This window comes from Parapedobacter pyrenivorans, assembly GCF_014636865.1.
Classification (GTDB): Bacteria; Bacteroidota; Bacteroidia; order Sphingobacteriales; family Sphingobacteriaceae; genus Parapedobacter; species Parapedobacter pyrenivorans.
Map to the genome: position 1 here is coordinate 981,730 of NZ_BMER01000001.1, position 13,163 is coordinate 994,892.

At 46.9% G+C, this 13,163-nt stretch carries 15 protein-coding genes; 11 read left to right on the forward strand and 4 right to left on the reverse strand.

Annotated elements, in window-relative coordinates; all coding sequences use genetic code 11:
• Positions 1-616 precede the first annotated feature (616 nt).
• The gene (locus IEV98_RS03795) at positions 617-1,219 is read left to right on the forward strand and encodes a trimeric intracellular cation channel family protein (protein WP_188504575.1); all 603 of its coding nucleotides are present in this window, start codon (positions 617-619) and stop codon (positions 1,217-1,219) included.
• A 10-nt stretch (positions 1,220-1,229) separates the two neighbouring features.
• On the opposite strand, the gene def is transcribed toward IEV98_RS03795, so the two are convergent.
• Positions 1,230-1,802, reverse strand: coding sequence for a peptide deformylase (def, locus tag IEV98_RS03800; RefSeq protein WP_188504576.1), 573 nt, complete (start codon positions 1,800-1,802; stop codon positions 1,230-1,232).
• 131 nt (positions 1,803-1,933) lie between these two features.
• Between def and xseA the strand changes: the two genes are divergently transcribed.
• Together xseA and xseB are read left to right on the forward strand one after the other, a co-directional pair.
• Positions 1,934-3,268: an exodeoxyribonuclease VII large subunit gene (gene xseA, locus IEV98_RS03805; protein ID WP_188504577.1), complete on the forward strand. Its 1,335-nt coding sequence runs from the start codon at positions 1,934-1,936 to the stop codon at positions 3,266-3,268.
• Positions 3,261-3,494, forward strand: a complete 234-nt coding sequence (xseB, locus tag IEV98_RS03810) for an exodeoxyribonuclease VII small subunit (RefSeq protein WP_188504578.1) — start codon at positions 3,261-3,263, stop codon at positions 3,492-3,494. The genes xseA and xseB overlap by 8 nt, the downstream gene beginning before the upstream one ends.
• 1 nt (position 3,495) lies before the next feature.
• On the opposite strand, the gene IEV98_RS03815 is transcribed toward xseB, so the two are convergent.
• Both IEV98_RS03815 and nagA read right to left on the reverse strand, forming a co-directional pair.
• Positions 3,496-4,743: a dicarboxylate/amino acid:cation symporter gene (locus tag IEV98_RS03815; protein WP_188504579.1), complete on the reverse strand. Its 1,248-nt coding sequence runs from the start codon at positions 4,741-4,743 to the stop codon at positions 3,496-3,498.
• Complete coding sequence (nagA, locus tag IEV98_RS03820; RefSeq protein WP_229738551.1) at positions 4,740-5,861, reverse strand: N-acetylglucosamine-6-phosphate deacetylase; 1,122 nt, start codon at positions 5,859-5,861, stop codon at positions 4,740-4,742. The genes IEV98_RS03815 and nagA overlap by 4 nt, the downstream gene beginning before the upstream one ends.
• Positions 5,862-5,959: 98 nt before the next feature.
• Here nagA and IEV98_RS03825 point away from each other — a divergent pair, with 98 nt between their 5' ends.
• The 8 genes from IEV98_RS03825 to trhO all read left to right on the forward strand — a co-directional run bounded on the left by IEV98_RS03825 (position 5,960) and on the right by trhO (position 12,505).
• On the forward strand, positions 5,960-6,703 hold the full coding sequence (locus tag IEV98_RS03825) for a DeoR/GlpR family DNA-binding transcription regulator (protein ID WP_188504580.1): 744 nt from the start codon (positions 5,960-5,962) through the stop codon (positions 6,701-6,703).
• A gap of 12 nt (positions 6,704-6,715) precedes the next feature.
• Complete coding sequence (locus IEV98_RS03830) at positions 6,716-8,053, forward strand: flippase (protein WP_188504581.1); 1,338 nt, start codon at positions 6,716-6,718, stop codon at positions 8,051-8,053.
• A 15-nt stretch (positions 8,054-8,068) separates the two neighbouring features.
• Entirely contained in the window at positions 8,069-9,016 is a 948-nt protein-coding gene (locus IEV98_RS03835) for a polysaccharide pyruvyl transferase family protein (RefSeq protein WP_188504582.1), read from the forward strand.
• A gap of 11 nt (positions 9,017-9,027) precedes the next feature.
• The gene (locus IEV98_RS03840; protein ID WP_188504583.1) at positions 9,028-9,759 is read left to right on the forward strand and encodes a class I SAM-dependent methyltransferase; all 732 of its coding nucleotides are present in this window, start codon (positions 9,028-9,030) and stop codon (positions 9,757-9,759) included.
• 13 nt (positions 9,760-9,772) lie between these two features.
• A complete protein-coding gene (locus tag IEV98_RS03845) occupies positions 9,773-10,531 on the forward strand; it encodes a glycosyltransferase family 2 protein (RefSeq protein ID WP_188504584.1) in 759 nt (252 codons plus the stop codon).
• Positions 10,532-10,541: 10 nt separating this feature from the next.
• Positions 10,542-10,766 carry a DUF3820 family protein gene (locus tag IEV98_RS03850; RefSeq protein ID WP_188504585.1) on the forward strand — a complete coding sequence of 75 codons (225 nt, stop codon included), beginning with the start codon at positions 10,542-10,544 and terminating at the stop codon, positions 10,764-10,766.
• A 25-nt stretch (positions 10,767-10,791) separates the two neighbouring features.
• Positions 10,792-11,394, forward strand: coding sequence for a hypothetical protein (locus IEV98_RS03855; protein ID WP_188504586.1), 603 nt, complete (start codon positions 10,792-10,794; stop codon positions 11,392-11,394).
• 127 nt (positions 11,395-11,521) lie between these two features.
• A complete protein-coding gene (trhO, locus tag IEV98_RS03860; protein ID WP_188504587.1) occupies positions 11,522-12,505 on the forward strand; it encodes an oxygen-dependent tRNA uridine(34) hydroxylase TrhO in 984 nt (327 codons plus the stop codon).
• Here the strand turns inward: trhO and trmB are convergent.
• Positions 12,477-13,124: a tRNA (guanosine(46)-N7)-methyltransferase TrmB gene (gene trmB / locus IEV98_RS03865; protein ID WP_188504588.1), complete on the reverse strand. Its 648-nt coding sequence runs from the start codon at positions 13,122-13,124 to the stop codon at positions 12,477-12,479. The two genes, trhO and trmB, sit on opposite strands and share 29 nt — an antisense overlap.
• Positions 13,125-13,163: the final 39 nt, after the last annotated feature.

The following is a 13,163-nucleotide window of genomic DNA, read 5'->3' on the forward strand; positions in this document are numbered from 1 at the left end:
TTAGAACCGATCTTAAATTAATTATGTCTATCGACCCCGACCGGCTTAGGTCTTCTCTTCTCAAGCTTTCGCCCGATCAAATCAGACTACTCGCTACGCTACATGAATATCAATAACTTTCAAGAACTCTCCCGCCATCCGCTCGCGCTTCGGCTTTTATATCCAACCGGCAGATTATACCGGCCAAACTTGCTGCTTTCAATCCCCACCCGCATCGCGCCGGTGGGCCGGAACCTCTTCATCGCTGAACCCCGTTCCGTTTGGGTCTGCAAAGGTAGAAACCTTTTTCGTTATTGCAAATTAAATTTTAAGTTTTTTTTCCGACCCCAAAACAACACAACAGAACCCCAGGAAAACCAAACCAAAACCATCCGCAACCTGACAATGAACAACCGCCTCCTCCGAAGCGGGATGCAAAGGTATAACTATTTTCACTACTTCCAAAGCAGAGGTTGAAAATAGTGATGTATTTCTTTGTTAACTGCTCTAAATCAGGCCGGAAAAATCTGACTTCAAGCCTCGATTAATGGATTGTGCCTTGCTAAGATTCGCACGGCAATACTGACCGGACAGGAATTTATTGTATTTTTACAGCTGAAACTAACGCAACGGTGTTTTGGAATTCATCTATTATATCGACCTATTGGGAACCATGGTATTCGCGATATCGGGTGCGATGGCAGCAAGACGGCATAATATCGATATTTTCGGGGCCGCGTTTACTGGCTTTGTAACCGCCATCGGCGGCGGCAGCCTTCGCGACATCTTTCTCAACACACGACCCGTATGGGTAGATGACGGTGCTTATCTATTAGCCATACTAACCGGGGTGGTGGTTGCTATTGCATTCCGCAACATCTGGGGCAAGTTGGCCAGGACACTCTTTCTATTTGATGCATTGGGCATCGGCTTTTTCACCGTGGTAGGCGTGCAGAAGTCGCTGGAGTTTGAGAGCAACAGCATTGCCGCTGTCGTGCTGGGTATGTTTTCTGCGGTAATGGGTGGGGTAACCCGTGATACACTGATGAATGAGACGCCATTGATTTTCCGGAAAGAAATCTACGCCACGGCCTGCCTTTCGGGGGCTGTCCTTTTTGTGGTACTTGATAATTTCGGCGTAGGTTACAACGTCAACGCATTGTTGAGTGTAAGCACGGTGGTGATTATCCGGATCGTTGCAGTGAAGTATCGGCTTAGTTTACCCATCGTAGGGGGCTGAAACCGGCGCCTCATCGCTTTTTCTTTTTCAACGCGGGGAACTTCATTTTATAATCCACATCAACCTGCCCCCTGGAGATCGCTTCCAATTTGCTTTTTATCATGGCCTTCCGCAGCGGACTAAGTTTCTCTGTAAATAGCTTACCCTCGATATGGTCATACTCGTGTTGGATAATCCTCGCCGCAAGCCCGGTGAAATCCTCTTCATGCTCCACCCAGTTCTCGTCAAAATAACGGATAGAAATAGCGGGGTACCTACTTACGTCTTCCCTAACCTCCGGAATGCTTAAGCACCCTTCATTGAACAACCACTTTTCCCCGTGCTCATCGATCATCTCCGCATTGATAAAGACTTTCTTAAAATCTTTAAGAGCTGGCTCATCATCGTCAAAAGGGCTGGCATCTATCACGAATAGGCGAATGGAGCGTCCAATCTGAGGTGCAGCCAGCCCAACACCATGGGCGGCATACATTGTTTCAAACATATGGGCTATCAATTCCTGTAAGTCTGGATAGTCTTTCTCAATTTCTATCCCTTTTCGTTTTAAAATAGGGTCGCCATAGGCGATGATAGGTAATTTCATTCGAATATACTTTGCACTTAAGGGCCTTATGGAACCTGCATTTTCATTGCCCCTTGCTTAGACAAAGCGATGATATGGCAGGTTTCATGGCACAAAGGTAGTGATTTTATGGAAAAAGCTTACCTTTGGTTATGCCCGAGAAATTGTTTGACAAGGCGGTCTTTTCCCTCGCAGAGGTGGCCCGTAGTATTCAGAAAGCCATTGCAGCGCGCTATAAAAGTGTTTATTGGATAAAAGCGGAAATGAACAAGCTTAACCATTACGCGCACTCGGGCCATTGCTACCCCGAGCTGGTGGAAAAGATGGACGGCAAGGTCATTGCCGAGATGCGCTCCGTGCTTTGGAATGGTGATTATCGCCGCGTCAACCAACGGTTTATCGAAATTACAGGAGAGCCCCTGAAAAATGGAGTCACGATTTTGTTTCAGGCGACCATCTCATATGACCCCCTATATGGTATGACGCTCCGCATTATGGACATCGATCCAGCGTATTCGCTTGGTGAACTGGAAAGGGAAAGGCAGGAGAGTATCAGTCGCCTCAAAAAAGAGGGAATTTTTCAAGCCAATAAGGGGCTTTCGCTGCCTGTCGTACCAAAGCGGTTAGCTATCATATCGGTAGAAACAAGTAAGGGGTATGCTGATTTCCTGAAAATCGTCGACGGAAATCCCTGGGGCTACCGGTTTGAGAAAACATTGTTCCCGGCTTTATTGCAAGGCGATAAATCAATCCCTTCCATTATCAATCAATTGACACGCATCGCCGAGCATTCGGATGCATATGATGCGGTGGCTATCATCCGCGGTGGTGGGGGCGAAGTCGGCTTATCAAGCTACAATAATTATATGTTGGCTGCGGCTATCGCCAAATTTCCCATTCCCATACTTACTGGTATCGGTCACTCGACCAACGAAACGGTGAGTGAAATGGTGGCTTACAAAAAAGCGATCACACCCAGTGAACTGGCGGACTTTCTTATCCGGCGTTTTCACAATTTCGCCCTATCGGTGAGCAGGGCGAGAGATATCATCATACAACGGGCGACACAGCTATTGGCCGTATATAAAACCAGCCTCAACGATACGGGTCGTTATTTCCGCCTAAACAGCATCCATTTGGTGAAGCAGCAACAAAAGGCGCTCGGACACGGGCGCATACAGTTGAATATGGCAAGTATAATGTCTCTACGGCAAGCACAACAACAAGTGTTAAACGCCCAGCAAGGATTGAAAACGATCAGTTTAGCAAGCCTTAAAAACACAAAGGTTGATTTAACGAGTACTGAACGGTCCATTAACCTATTGGATCCCCAGCAGGTGCTGGGCCGAGGGTATAGCATTACCCGACTAAACGGGCGTGCTGTAAAAAGTACCGACGGCATTCAAAAAGGCGATATCGTTGAGACATCCCTGGCTTCGGGGAACATAATAAGCACGGTAAAAGAGTTAAATCCAAGTGATGAATAAGAAATACACCTATACAGACGCATTTGATGAACTACAGACCATTGTGTCGGAAATTGAGCGGGGAGAAATCTCCATCGATGAGCTTTCGGAGAAAGTGAAACGTGCCGCGCTGCTCACCAATATATGCAAAGCCAAGCTTACCGCCACGGAAGAGGAAGTAAATCACATTCTGGCTGATCTCGCCAACGAAGGTGAGACTTCAGAGCCGGCACAGCAAGAGGAATAAGCTAACCCAGCTCCGATTTCAATTGGTCCATATCCAGTTCGTTTTCCCAGCGGGCTACGACAAGGGTCGCGGCCGTATTGCCGATGACGTTGGTCAGCGCGCGTGCTTCACTCATGAAGCGGTCGATACCGAAGATCAACGCCACGGATTCGACCGGCATATGCCCGACAATGGGTAGTGTCGCAGCCAGAATAATAAATCCGCTTCCTGTTACACCCGCTGCGCCATTGGATGTGATAGTCAGCACAAACAATAACAACAGTTGTTCCATCAGGTTCATCGGCACATCCAATGCCTGCGAAAGGAAAATGGCCGCCATCGTGAGGTAGATGGTTGTCCCATCTAAATTGAATGAATATCCAGTAGGTATGGCGAGCCTTACTACCGGCCGGGAGCAACCCATTTGCTCCAGTTTCTGCATGATCACCGGTAGTACCGATTCTGAAGAAGAGGTACCCAGCACGACAAGCAATTCCTCTTTGATGTATCGGAGCATCTTGAAGATGCTTATGCCGTAATAGTTGAGGATCAAGCCTACAGCCACAAAGATGTACAACAAGCACGTAGCATAAAAACAAAGCATCAGCATACCCAGTGACGAGAGGGAACTGATACCGTATTTCCCGATGGTAAATCCCATAGCCCCCATCGCTCCGATTGGAGCTACTTTCATGATCATTTTGATTACGGCGAATAAACCATCCAGAAAAGATTGCATGACGCGCATGGCGGGCTCGGCTTTAGCGCCTATCTTCGATAGACCGTAGCCAAACAATACCGCAAAGAAAAGCACCTGCAGCAGATTTCCTGACGATAAGGCACCGAAGACATTCTCGGGGATGATATCCAATAGGAAGTCCTTCACACCGCCCTGGTGTCCGCTTTCCTTAATATAAGAGGAGACTTCGGTCGTATCCAGTGTTTTTGGGTCGACGTGCATACCTTCTCCCGGTTTAACCAGATTGATGACCAGCACACCGAGCAGCATGGCTGCCATGGTAGACAGCTGGAAATACAGTAACGCTTTTACGCCGACCTTACCGATTTTCTTGACGTCTTCCATCCCCGCGATACCCAATACGATACTACAGAAGATCAGCGGCGCAATTACCATCTTGATGAGTTTGATGAAGCCATCACCAAATGGCTTTAACTGGACACCGAGTGTCGGGTAAAAATGGCCGATCAGAACCCCAATGATAATGGCTACGAGTACTTGAAAGTAAAGGAGGTTGACTAATTTTCTCATTGGCGTTTTCCCTCAAGAAAAACATGCTTAACCGTATATAGGCTGTCGAAAACAACCACATTTGCAGTGGCTCCCGTTGTTATTCGGCCCAAATGCGCTGCCCCGATCAACGACGCCGGATATAAGGTCGCCATCCGCAAAGCCTCCTCCAGTGAAATCCCCACATGAAGGACACAATTTGCGACAGCCTGCATCATCGTTAATGCTGACCCCGATAGCGTGCCATCTGGCAAGGTATACCGGTCGCCCTTGAAGACATGCGTATAAGTGCCTGTATTCACCTCTACTACGGCATCGGTAATCAAAAAGAGCCGGTCGCCCAATAGCCTTTTGCTGATGGCGAGTGTCTGATAATCCACATGAATTCCATCGGCGATGATGCTCGCCTTTACTTTATCCGACTGGAATGTAGCGCCCGGTAATCCGGGATTGCGATGATGGAAAGGAGACATGGCGTTGAAAAAATGGGTGACCGCCTGGATGCCATTGCCAAATCCGTCCATTGCTTGGTTAAACGTGGCATCGCTATGTCCGGCAGATAATAGTACTCCGCGGTCGAGCAGCAAAGTAATGGTCTCGGGGTCAAACCGCTCGGGTGCTATGGTCATCATGCGCAGACAACCTTTTCCCCTATCCAACAACCTACTGATCTCCGATTTTTCCGGCTTGCGGATATATGCTGCGGGATGGGCTCCCCGCTTTGCCGGATTAAGATACGGCCCCTCCAAATGTAAGCCTAATAACGCGGGGTGCCGGTAGTCGCTCAGCGTGGTCAATGCTTCATCAACTAATTCCATGGTATTGGTGGCCACGGTGATCATAAAGCTGGTGGTGCCCGACGTTACCAAGCCCTGGGCAATCTCATCCATTGTTTTCTTCGTGGGACTAGCCGAAAATAGCCGTCCGCCACCGCCATATATTTGCAAATCGATGAACCCCGGCACCACATAATTCCCCATTGCGTCGACGATTTCAGCACCTTCAGGAATTTCGACCGTAGAGATAAGGCCTGACACCTTACCTGCTTTAATCAAAACGACGCGGTCGCTAACCAGCTTTTCGCCAGTAAAAACAATCCCATTGGTGATTGCGGTGAGTGATTCGGTCATCGATTTCATTAGTTAATTTTTATAGCTACTTTCAGAGCACGCGTACAAATAAAACAAATTTATCTAAGTTTATCCTATCTTTACCCGATGAATAAACCGCATACACCATGTTGAAAGAAGAACGGCAAGCTTTTATCATCCATCAAATAAACTTGCATAACAAGGTATTATCGTCGGATCTCAGTGTACAGCTCAATGTCTCGGAAGATACTATAAGACGTGACTTGAATGAGTTGGCAGAGAATGGGAAAGTATTGAAAGTGTATGGCGGGGCGTTATCCAAATCGTTCCAATACCCCTTTCAGGAAAACAACGTGTATGCGCGCGATGCCAAAAAGCAAATTGCCAGCAAAGCACTTAAGCTCGTCCAAAATGGAATGACCGTCTTAGCGGGCGGGGGCACTACCATGCTTGAGCTGGCACGGATTATACCCGAAAGTCTTCAGTGTACATTCTTTACCATCAGCCCCTTGGTGGCGCTCGAATTGGCGGAGCGCACCCATGCAGATGTCATCCTCATCGGAGGCAAACTTTCCCGCAATACCAATATCAGCATTGGATCTCAGGTGATCAACCAGTTGTCGGAGATACGGGTAGACCTGTGCCTACTTGGCACTAACAGCCTTTCGGTAGAGGATGGCGTAACCGACTCCGATTGGGAGGTCGTGCAAATCAAGAAAGCGATGATCCGATGCTCAAGTAAGACCGCTATCCTGAGCATTGCGGAAAAACTAAATTCTGTACAGAAAATGAAAGTGTGTAGCCTCAATGCCATTTCCTATTTGGTAACCGACCTGGACGCCAAACACCCCAGTCTGGTGGGGTTTGGTAAAGTGGTGGAGGTCGTCTAGCAGGTTGTTTTAATGAAGACTCCGTCTTTGCCCGGGTTCGACCAAGCTGCGTTTTACACCTATTTCAAGAACACAGGCTGGCTAATGATCGCCCGCGCGGGATCATTGTTTATTAAAATGGTGATTACCGCCATCGTTATTCCCAATTATTTAGGCAACAGTCAAAACGGTATACTCAACTACCCGCTGGTATTGGTCGCTTTTTTCATGGCTGCCTGTGCATTGGGTATGGACAGTTTCGTAACCCGCCAATTGCTACAAGAGCCGCACAAGCAACACAGCATATTGGGCACAGCATTCCGCCTCAGATTGATTGCCGGCATCGTAGCACTTCCTTTAATTTACCTCACCTACCATCTTATTGGTAGGTATGCTGCCGAAGCGCGCGCCACGCCGATTGAATACGTGATCATCGTTTCGTTTGTCTGCCTTTTCCAATCCATCAATATCATAGACAGCTACTTCCAATCAAGCATACAAGGAAAATACATCATGTATGTGCAGGTGGGAGCCAATTTACTGTCTGCGTTGGCTAAACTGCTACTCGTCCTCTGGCAAGCATCCCTCACGTGGTTTGTGTGGATGTTGTTAGTAGATTCAGTATTGCTGGCCTTGGGATACCTATATATGTATCATCGTCGGGGGCACCGTGTTTTCGATTGGAAGTTTGACGGATCGATGGCCAAGCACTTACTCAACTATGCTTGGCCATTGGCGTTTTCGGCCGTTTTCATTACCCTATACATGAAAATCGATCAACTGATGCTTGAAGCATACATGGGCGAGGCTATTTTGGGCATATACACCACGGTGGTGAGCCTCAGTGAAGGGTGGTATTTCATCCCGATGGCCATTGTGACGGCATTGTTTCCAGCCATTATGAATGCACGGCGCGACGATGCGGCCCGTTATCAACGAAGGTTGCAAAACCTGTATGAGCTGATGTCGGTAATCAGCATTAGCATCGCCGTATTGATCACATTTGCCGCTCCGATGCTGTATGGCTTGCTTTACAAGCCCGAATTTGCGGCAGGAGCATCCATTCTCACCGTCCATGTTTGGGCGGGCATATTTGTTTTCCTCAATGTGGCAAGTGGCCAATACCTCATCGCAGAGGGATACACATTTCTATCGTTGATCCGTGCACTGATTGGTGCATTGGCGAATATCGTGCTGAATGTTGTGTGGATTCCTAAGTATGGCATGATTGGTGCTGCATACGCAACGTTATTGGCATATGCATGTACGGCGCTGTTTGTTATCTTTGTACCCAAAACAAGGGCCCAAGGATGGATGATGCTAAAAGCACTATTTTTTGTCCCAACCTTTCAACGTTTAATGAAGAGATAAACTGCAAAGAGTTCTATGCCGAAAATCATTTTTGACACGTCAATAGGTACCACTAATCTTGGAGACCACATCATTATGGATGCGGTCAATCGGATTGCGGATGAGCTTTTTATGAATGATTTTGTCATCAACGTGCCCACTCACTTTTCCATTCATCCAAAAGACCTATTCAGGCTTCGAAAATATGACACCGGCCTCGTAGGGGGCACTAATCTATTGAAGAACAATACCCTGCGGAAAAGCCAATGGAAGGTCGGACTAAAAGATTTAGCCGTATTGCATCACAAAATTGTATTGTTGGGAGTAGGTTGGTGGCAATATCAGGAAAAACCCGTGTCCGCATATTCACGGATGATGTATAAGGCGCTGTTTTCAACCAAGTATCTTCATGCTGTCAGGGATAACTATACCCTAAATAAGTTAAGCGAAATTGGGATTAGGAATGTTGTCAACACAGGCTGCCCTACGGCGTGGGGGTTAAATGAACCACATTGCTCGCAAATTAACCCCAAGAAGCGCGATACGGTAGTCACTACCATTACGGATTACATGCGCGATCCCGAACGGGACAAGCGGATGCTCGAAATTCTGAAAGCACACTATCGCCAGGTGTATGTTTGGATACAGGGGGCGAAAGATCAATCATATATCGAGAGCCTAACATCGGATATCCGCTATATTGCACCTAAGTTATCCGCATTTGATGAGTTCCTTGAAAACGAACAATGTGAATATGTGGGCACACGCCTCCATGCGGGCATACGGGCATTGCAGAAAAAGCGGAAAGCCATCATTATCGGAATAGATAATCGGGCACTCGAAATGCGAAACGATATCGGGTTGAATGTGCTCGAGCGTCACCGGATTGCAGAGTTAGAGGAAAAAATCCATGAAGAGATGAGTGTGAAACTATACTTGGATAACGAAGCAATAGCGCGCTGGAAAGCACAGTTTAAGGATTAAAACCGATTGTCTTGGTAACAAAACTAAAGAAGCTATATAACAAATCCTTATTTCAACCCACATTTTTGGGTTTGTTCTTTAATCCGTTTTTTATCATCAGACGGGGACTATACCGAGGCGTATCCCAATTCAGCAAACACCTGAACGGGCGATTGCTGGATTTCGGTTGCGGTAGCAAGCCTTACAAAGCGTTATTTGATGTAACGGAATATGTCGGAACAGATATCGAAATCAGTGGTCACGATCATCGCAACGAAGATATCGATGTTTACTACGACGGGAAAACGTTGCCATTCGGGGACGAGTCTTTCGACAGCATCTTTTCTAGTGAAGTCTTTGAGCATATATTCAATCTTTCTCAAATACTCGACGAATTATACCGGGTGCTCAAGCCCAACGGTAAAATGCTGTTGACCGTGCCTTTTGTGTGGGACGAACATGAAGTCCCTTTCGACTTTGGGCGCTACACCTCGTTTGGCCTGAAACACATTCTGCGAGAAAAAGGGTTCATTGTTATAGCAGAGGAAAAGACTACCGATTACGTGAGTACGATCTGTCAGATGTGGGGAGCTTATGTTTATCAGCATATTTTTCCGAGAAACAAAGCCCTAAGGATAGTGCTTACGCCATTGTTCATCACCCCCATCACCATCTGTGGGTTGCTGCTTTCAGCTGTATTGCCGACAAACATGAATTTTTTCCATAACAATGTGATGGTCGTGCAAAAACCTGAAGCTATTTAATCGTTTATGCGACATGATGTTATTTTCACCAACACTCACAATCATCACCGTCGTTTACAATAATGTACGTGACATAGAACGCACGCTCCTATCCGTCATCCATCAAACGTACCCGCATATCGAGTATATCGTCGTTGATGGCGGTTCCAATGATGGTACGGTAGAAGTTATCAGTCGATACGCCAGCCACATTGCCTGTATGAAAAGCGAACCAGACGACGGAATCTACGATGCTATGAACAAAGGGCTAGCTATGGCTACGGGCGACTATGTGCTTTTCATGAATTCGGGCGACGAAATTTATTCTCCTGAAACAGTAGAAGGTGTGTTTTCGACGGTTGCGGATGCCGACATCTACTATGGTGAAACGGAGCTATTCGACGCCGATTGGCACTCACTTGGTTTGCGCAGACATGCCATACCTGAGCGGTTTACTTGGCGGAGTTTCCGCTACGGCATGAACATCAGTCACCAGGCTATCTACATTAGACGCAGCATTGTAGGGCAGTATAATCTTCGTTATCGGTTAAGTGCGGATATCGACTGGGTGATCTGTGCTGCGAAGCGCGCCAACAAAAGTGTAAATACCAATCGTATCGTGGCCAAATACTTGGTTGGGGGGATGTCTAAGCAGCGGCATTGGCAAAGCCTCAAAGAGCGTTTTCGTATTTTCAGCAAACATTACGGTTTGCTGCCCAATGTTTTCAATCATGTGGTTATCGCCGTGAACTTGATTGTATATTACGTCCGCCATGGCAAAACCAATGACTAACCTTATTCCTATGACACATGAAGAAATAATGCAAGGACTCGTAGCCACAAAGATGCCTTTTGGCAAATACAAGGACACGCTGATCTGTAACTTGCCTGAAGCATACCTTGTATGGTTTCATCAAAAAGGCTTTCCTAAGGGTAAAGTAGGGATGTTATTGGCTACGATGTACGAAATTAAGCTCAACGGGCTGGAATACTTGCTTGCCCCATTACGAAACAAAACACTGCAGTAGCCGTTTTATTAATATGGATTACGTAATGACGTTATTTCAAAAGTACATCCTTGTTGCCATTATCGGCCTTACGTTTATAGCCTGTGGCGGACAAGGAGGCGCGGATCATCAGACGCAAACCGAACGTGCGGCTGACGAACATTTCAACATTTCCGATAGCTTGATGCTCGTACCAGGGCAGTCCGCCGGCGCGTTCAGGCTCGGTGATTCTGATCGTGTGGTGCATCGGCTGCTGGGCAATCCCGATTTCAGCAATGCCGCTATGGGAAAGGCGGTATTGATGTGGTATACCGATACAGATTCTTCTTACCCCTTGTCGATCTTTACTTCACGTGATATGGGCAATGACGAAACTGCCCGGATAAAACAAATCCGGATTACATCGCCCCATTTCGAAACACAGGAATCTATTCATGTCGGTGCTGCATTAAGTGAAATTTCCGACGCTTATGCCAAACCTCTTCGCATCGTAGAAACCTATGCCGGAAAGGGAGGGATGTATTCCATTTACGATACCGATGAGGGTATTGCGTTCGAAGTCGATGCGGACGATCGCTGCATTGCCATTATCATTCACGAGCCACATACGGGCGTAACCTCTTATCTACCATTAAGGGCGATCAATTAAGTATTCGTTTTAGATAAACGAATAGTTCGCCTTCATATGCGGCGTAATAGTATTGTACATAAAGGCGAATTTAGCTAAATTTGCATCCGAAAACATTAAACGCCGTTTGCAGCGGTATCAATGAAATATGAAGACATACCACACCCTGCTGTATTATTGCTACAGCCACATAGACCAAGCGGAGCAGTTTGCCGCAGACCACCTTCAGTTTTGTAAGTCGCTTGGCTTGGTGGGCCGCATCATTGTGGCAGACGAAGGCCTCAACGGGACCGTATCCGGTACTCCAGCGGCTTGTAACGCGTATATGAATGCTGTACACGCTGATCCTAGGTTTGAGAAGATCGATTTTAAGATCGATGAGGTAGATGAACCATCTTTCCTTAAGATGCATTGCAGGTATAAGTCCGAAATTGTCCATTCCGGATTGCGCGATCCCAAAATTATCGACCCAACAAGGGAAACCGGCAAATATCTTGAACCCCGTGAATTCTTGGAAATGAAGGATCGTGAGGATGTGGTGGTGCTGGACGTTAGGTCAAACTATGAACACCATGTTGGTCGTTTTAAAAATGCGGTTACATTGGATATCGAAAACTTCAGGGAATTCCCCGAGAAGATCAATGAGTTAGCGAAATACAAGGACAAAAAGATACTTACCTATTGCACAGGCGGCATTAAATGCGAAAAGGCGTCGGCACTTCTACTCCAGGAGGGATTCCAGGATGTTTATCAATTGCACGGCGGGATCATTAAGTATGGTAAGGAGGCCGGTGGTAAAGATTTTGAAGGGAAATGTTACGTATTCGACAATCGGCTCACCGTCGACGTTAACAACATAAACCCGACCACAGTATCAATCTGTTACAACTGCGGCACGACCACCAGTCGCATGGTCAATTGTGCCAACCCTGAGTGCAATGAACACGTCACCCAATGTGAAGCATGCGGTGAAAAGATGCAGGGGTGTTGTTCGGATCTCTGCATGAGCCATCCCCGTAAGCGGCCGTACGATGGCACAGGCTATTATGTGAAGATCCCGCAGCCGGTAAATTTCGAGAAAATCAATCTGCGGAAACGCAAGATCAGCGCGAACCCCACGTTACATAGTTGATGTTTTTCACTTGAAGGTATTTTTTTTCATAGTAGGTTTTGATTGCCAACACCTCATCTACCAGATCGGAGCGATATAGGTCGGTCGTTTGGGAATAGACCGGTAATTCCAATTCGGCCAGCTTTTCTATGGTATACGCATATAGACCATCGTTATCGGTTTTGAGGTGCATGATGCCGTTCGGTACCAAGATCTGTTGGTATACGTTCAGAAAAGCCGGATTGGTAAGCCGTTTCTTTTCTCGGCTCTGCTGTGGTTGGGGGTCGGGGAATGTAATCCAAATCTCGGAAACCTCGCCCGATGCAAAATAATCCAAAATGGTTTCAATCTGAATACGAAGGAATGCGACGTTTGCGAGGCCTTCCTCAAGCGCTGTTTTGGCCCCACGCCAAATGCGATTGCCTTTGTAATCAATACCAATAAAGTTTTTGTCCGGAAACAGTTTGGCCATATTCACCGTATATTCACCTTTGCCGCAAGCGAGCTCCAATACGATTGGCCGTTCGTTGCCAAACTGACTGAATGCCCACTGACCTTTCTTCGGTTTGCCCTGCTCTAGCTGCAACACATTGGCAAATGTGCTGATTTCTGCGAATTTCTTTAATTTATCTTTTCCCATAACTATATTCCGCCGGCTAGGCACGTTTCCACTTAGTCG

Coding starts and splice junctions, on each gene's coding strand:
- def (WP_188504576.1), bottom strand. CDS start 1,802: ATGAAATTACCTATCATCGCCTATGGCGACCCTATTTTAAAACGAAAA.
- xseA (WP_188504577.1), top strand. CDS start 1,934: ATGCCCGAGAAATTGTTTGACAAGGCGGTCTTTTCCCTCGCAGAGGTG.
- xseB (WP_188504578.1), top strand. CDS start 3,261: ATGAATAAGAAATACACCTATACAGACGCATTTGATGAACTACAGACC.
- IEV98_RS03815 (WP_188504579.1), bottom strand. CDS start 4,743: ATGAGAAAATTAGTCAACCTCCTTTACTTTCAAGTACTCGTAGCCATT.
- nagA (WP_229738551.1), bottom strand. CDS start 5,861: ATGAAATCGATGACCGAATCACTCACCGCAATCACCAATGGGATTGTT.
- IEV98_RS03825 (WP_188504580.1), top strand. CDS start 5,960: ATGTTGAAAGAAGAACGGCAAGCTTTTATCATCCATCAAATAAACTTG.
- IEV98_RS03830 (WP_188504581.1), top strand. CDS start 6,716: ATGAAGACTCCGTCTTTGCCCGGGTTCGACCAAGCTGCGTTTTACACC.
- IEV98_RS03835 (WP_188504582.1), top strand. CDS start 8,069: ATGCCGAAAATCATTTTTGACACGTCAATAGGTACCACTAATCTTGGA.
- IEV98_RS03845 (WP_188504584.1), top strand. CDS start 9,773: ATGATGTTATTTTCACCAACACTCACAATCATCACCGTCGTTTACAAT.
- IEV98_RS03850 (WP_188504585.1), top strand. CDS start 10,542: ATGACACATGAAGAAATAATGCAAGGACTCGTAGCCACAAAGATGCCT.
- IEV98_RS03855 (WP_188504586.1), top strand. CDS start 10,792: ATGACGTTATTTCAAAAGTACATCCTTGTTGCCATTATCGGCCTTACG.
- trhO (WP_188504587.1), top strand. CDS start 11,522: ATGAAGACATACCACACCCTGCTGTATTATTGCTACAGCCACATAGAC.
- trmB (WP_188504588.1), bottom strand. CDS start 13,124: ATGGGAAAAGATAAATTAAAGAAATTCGCAGAAATCAGCACATTTGCC.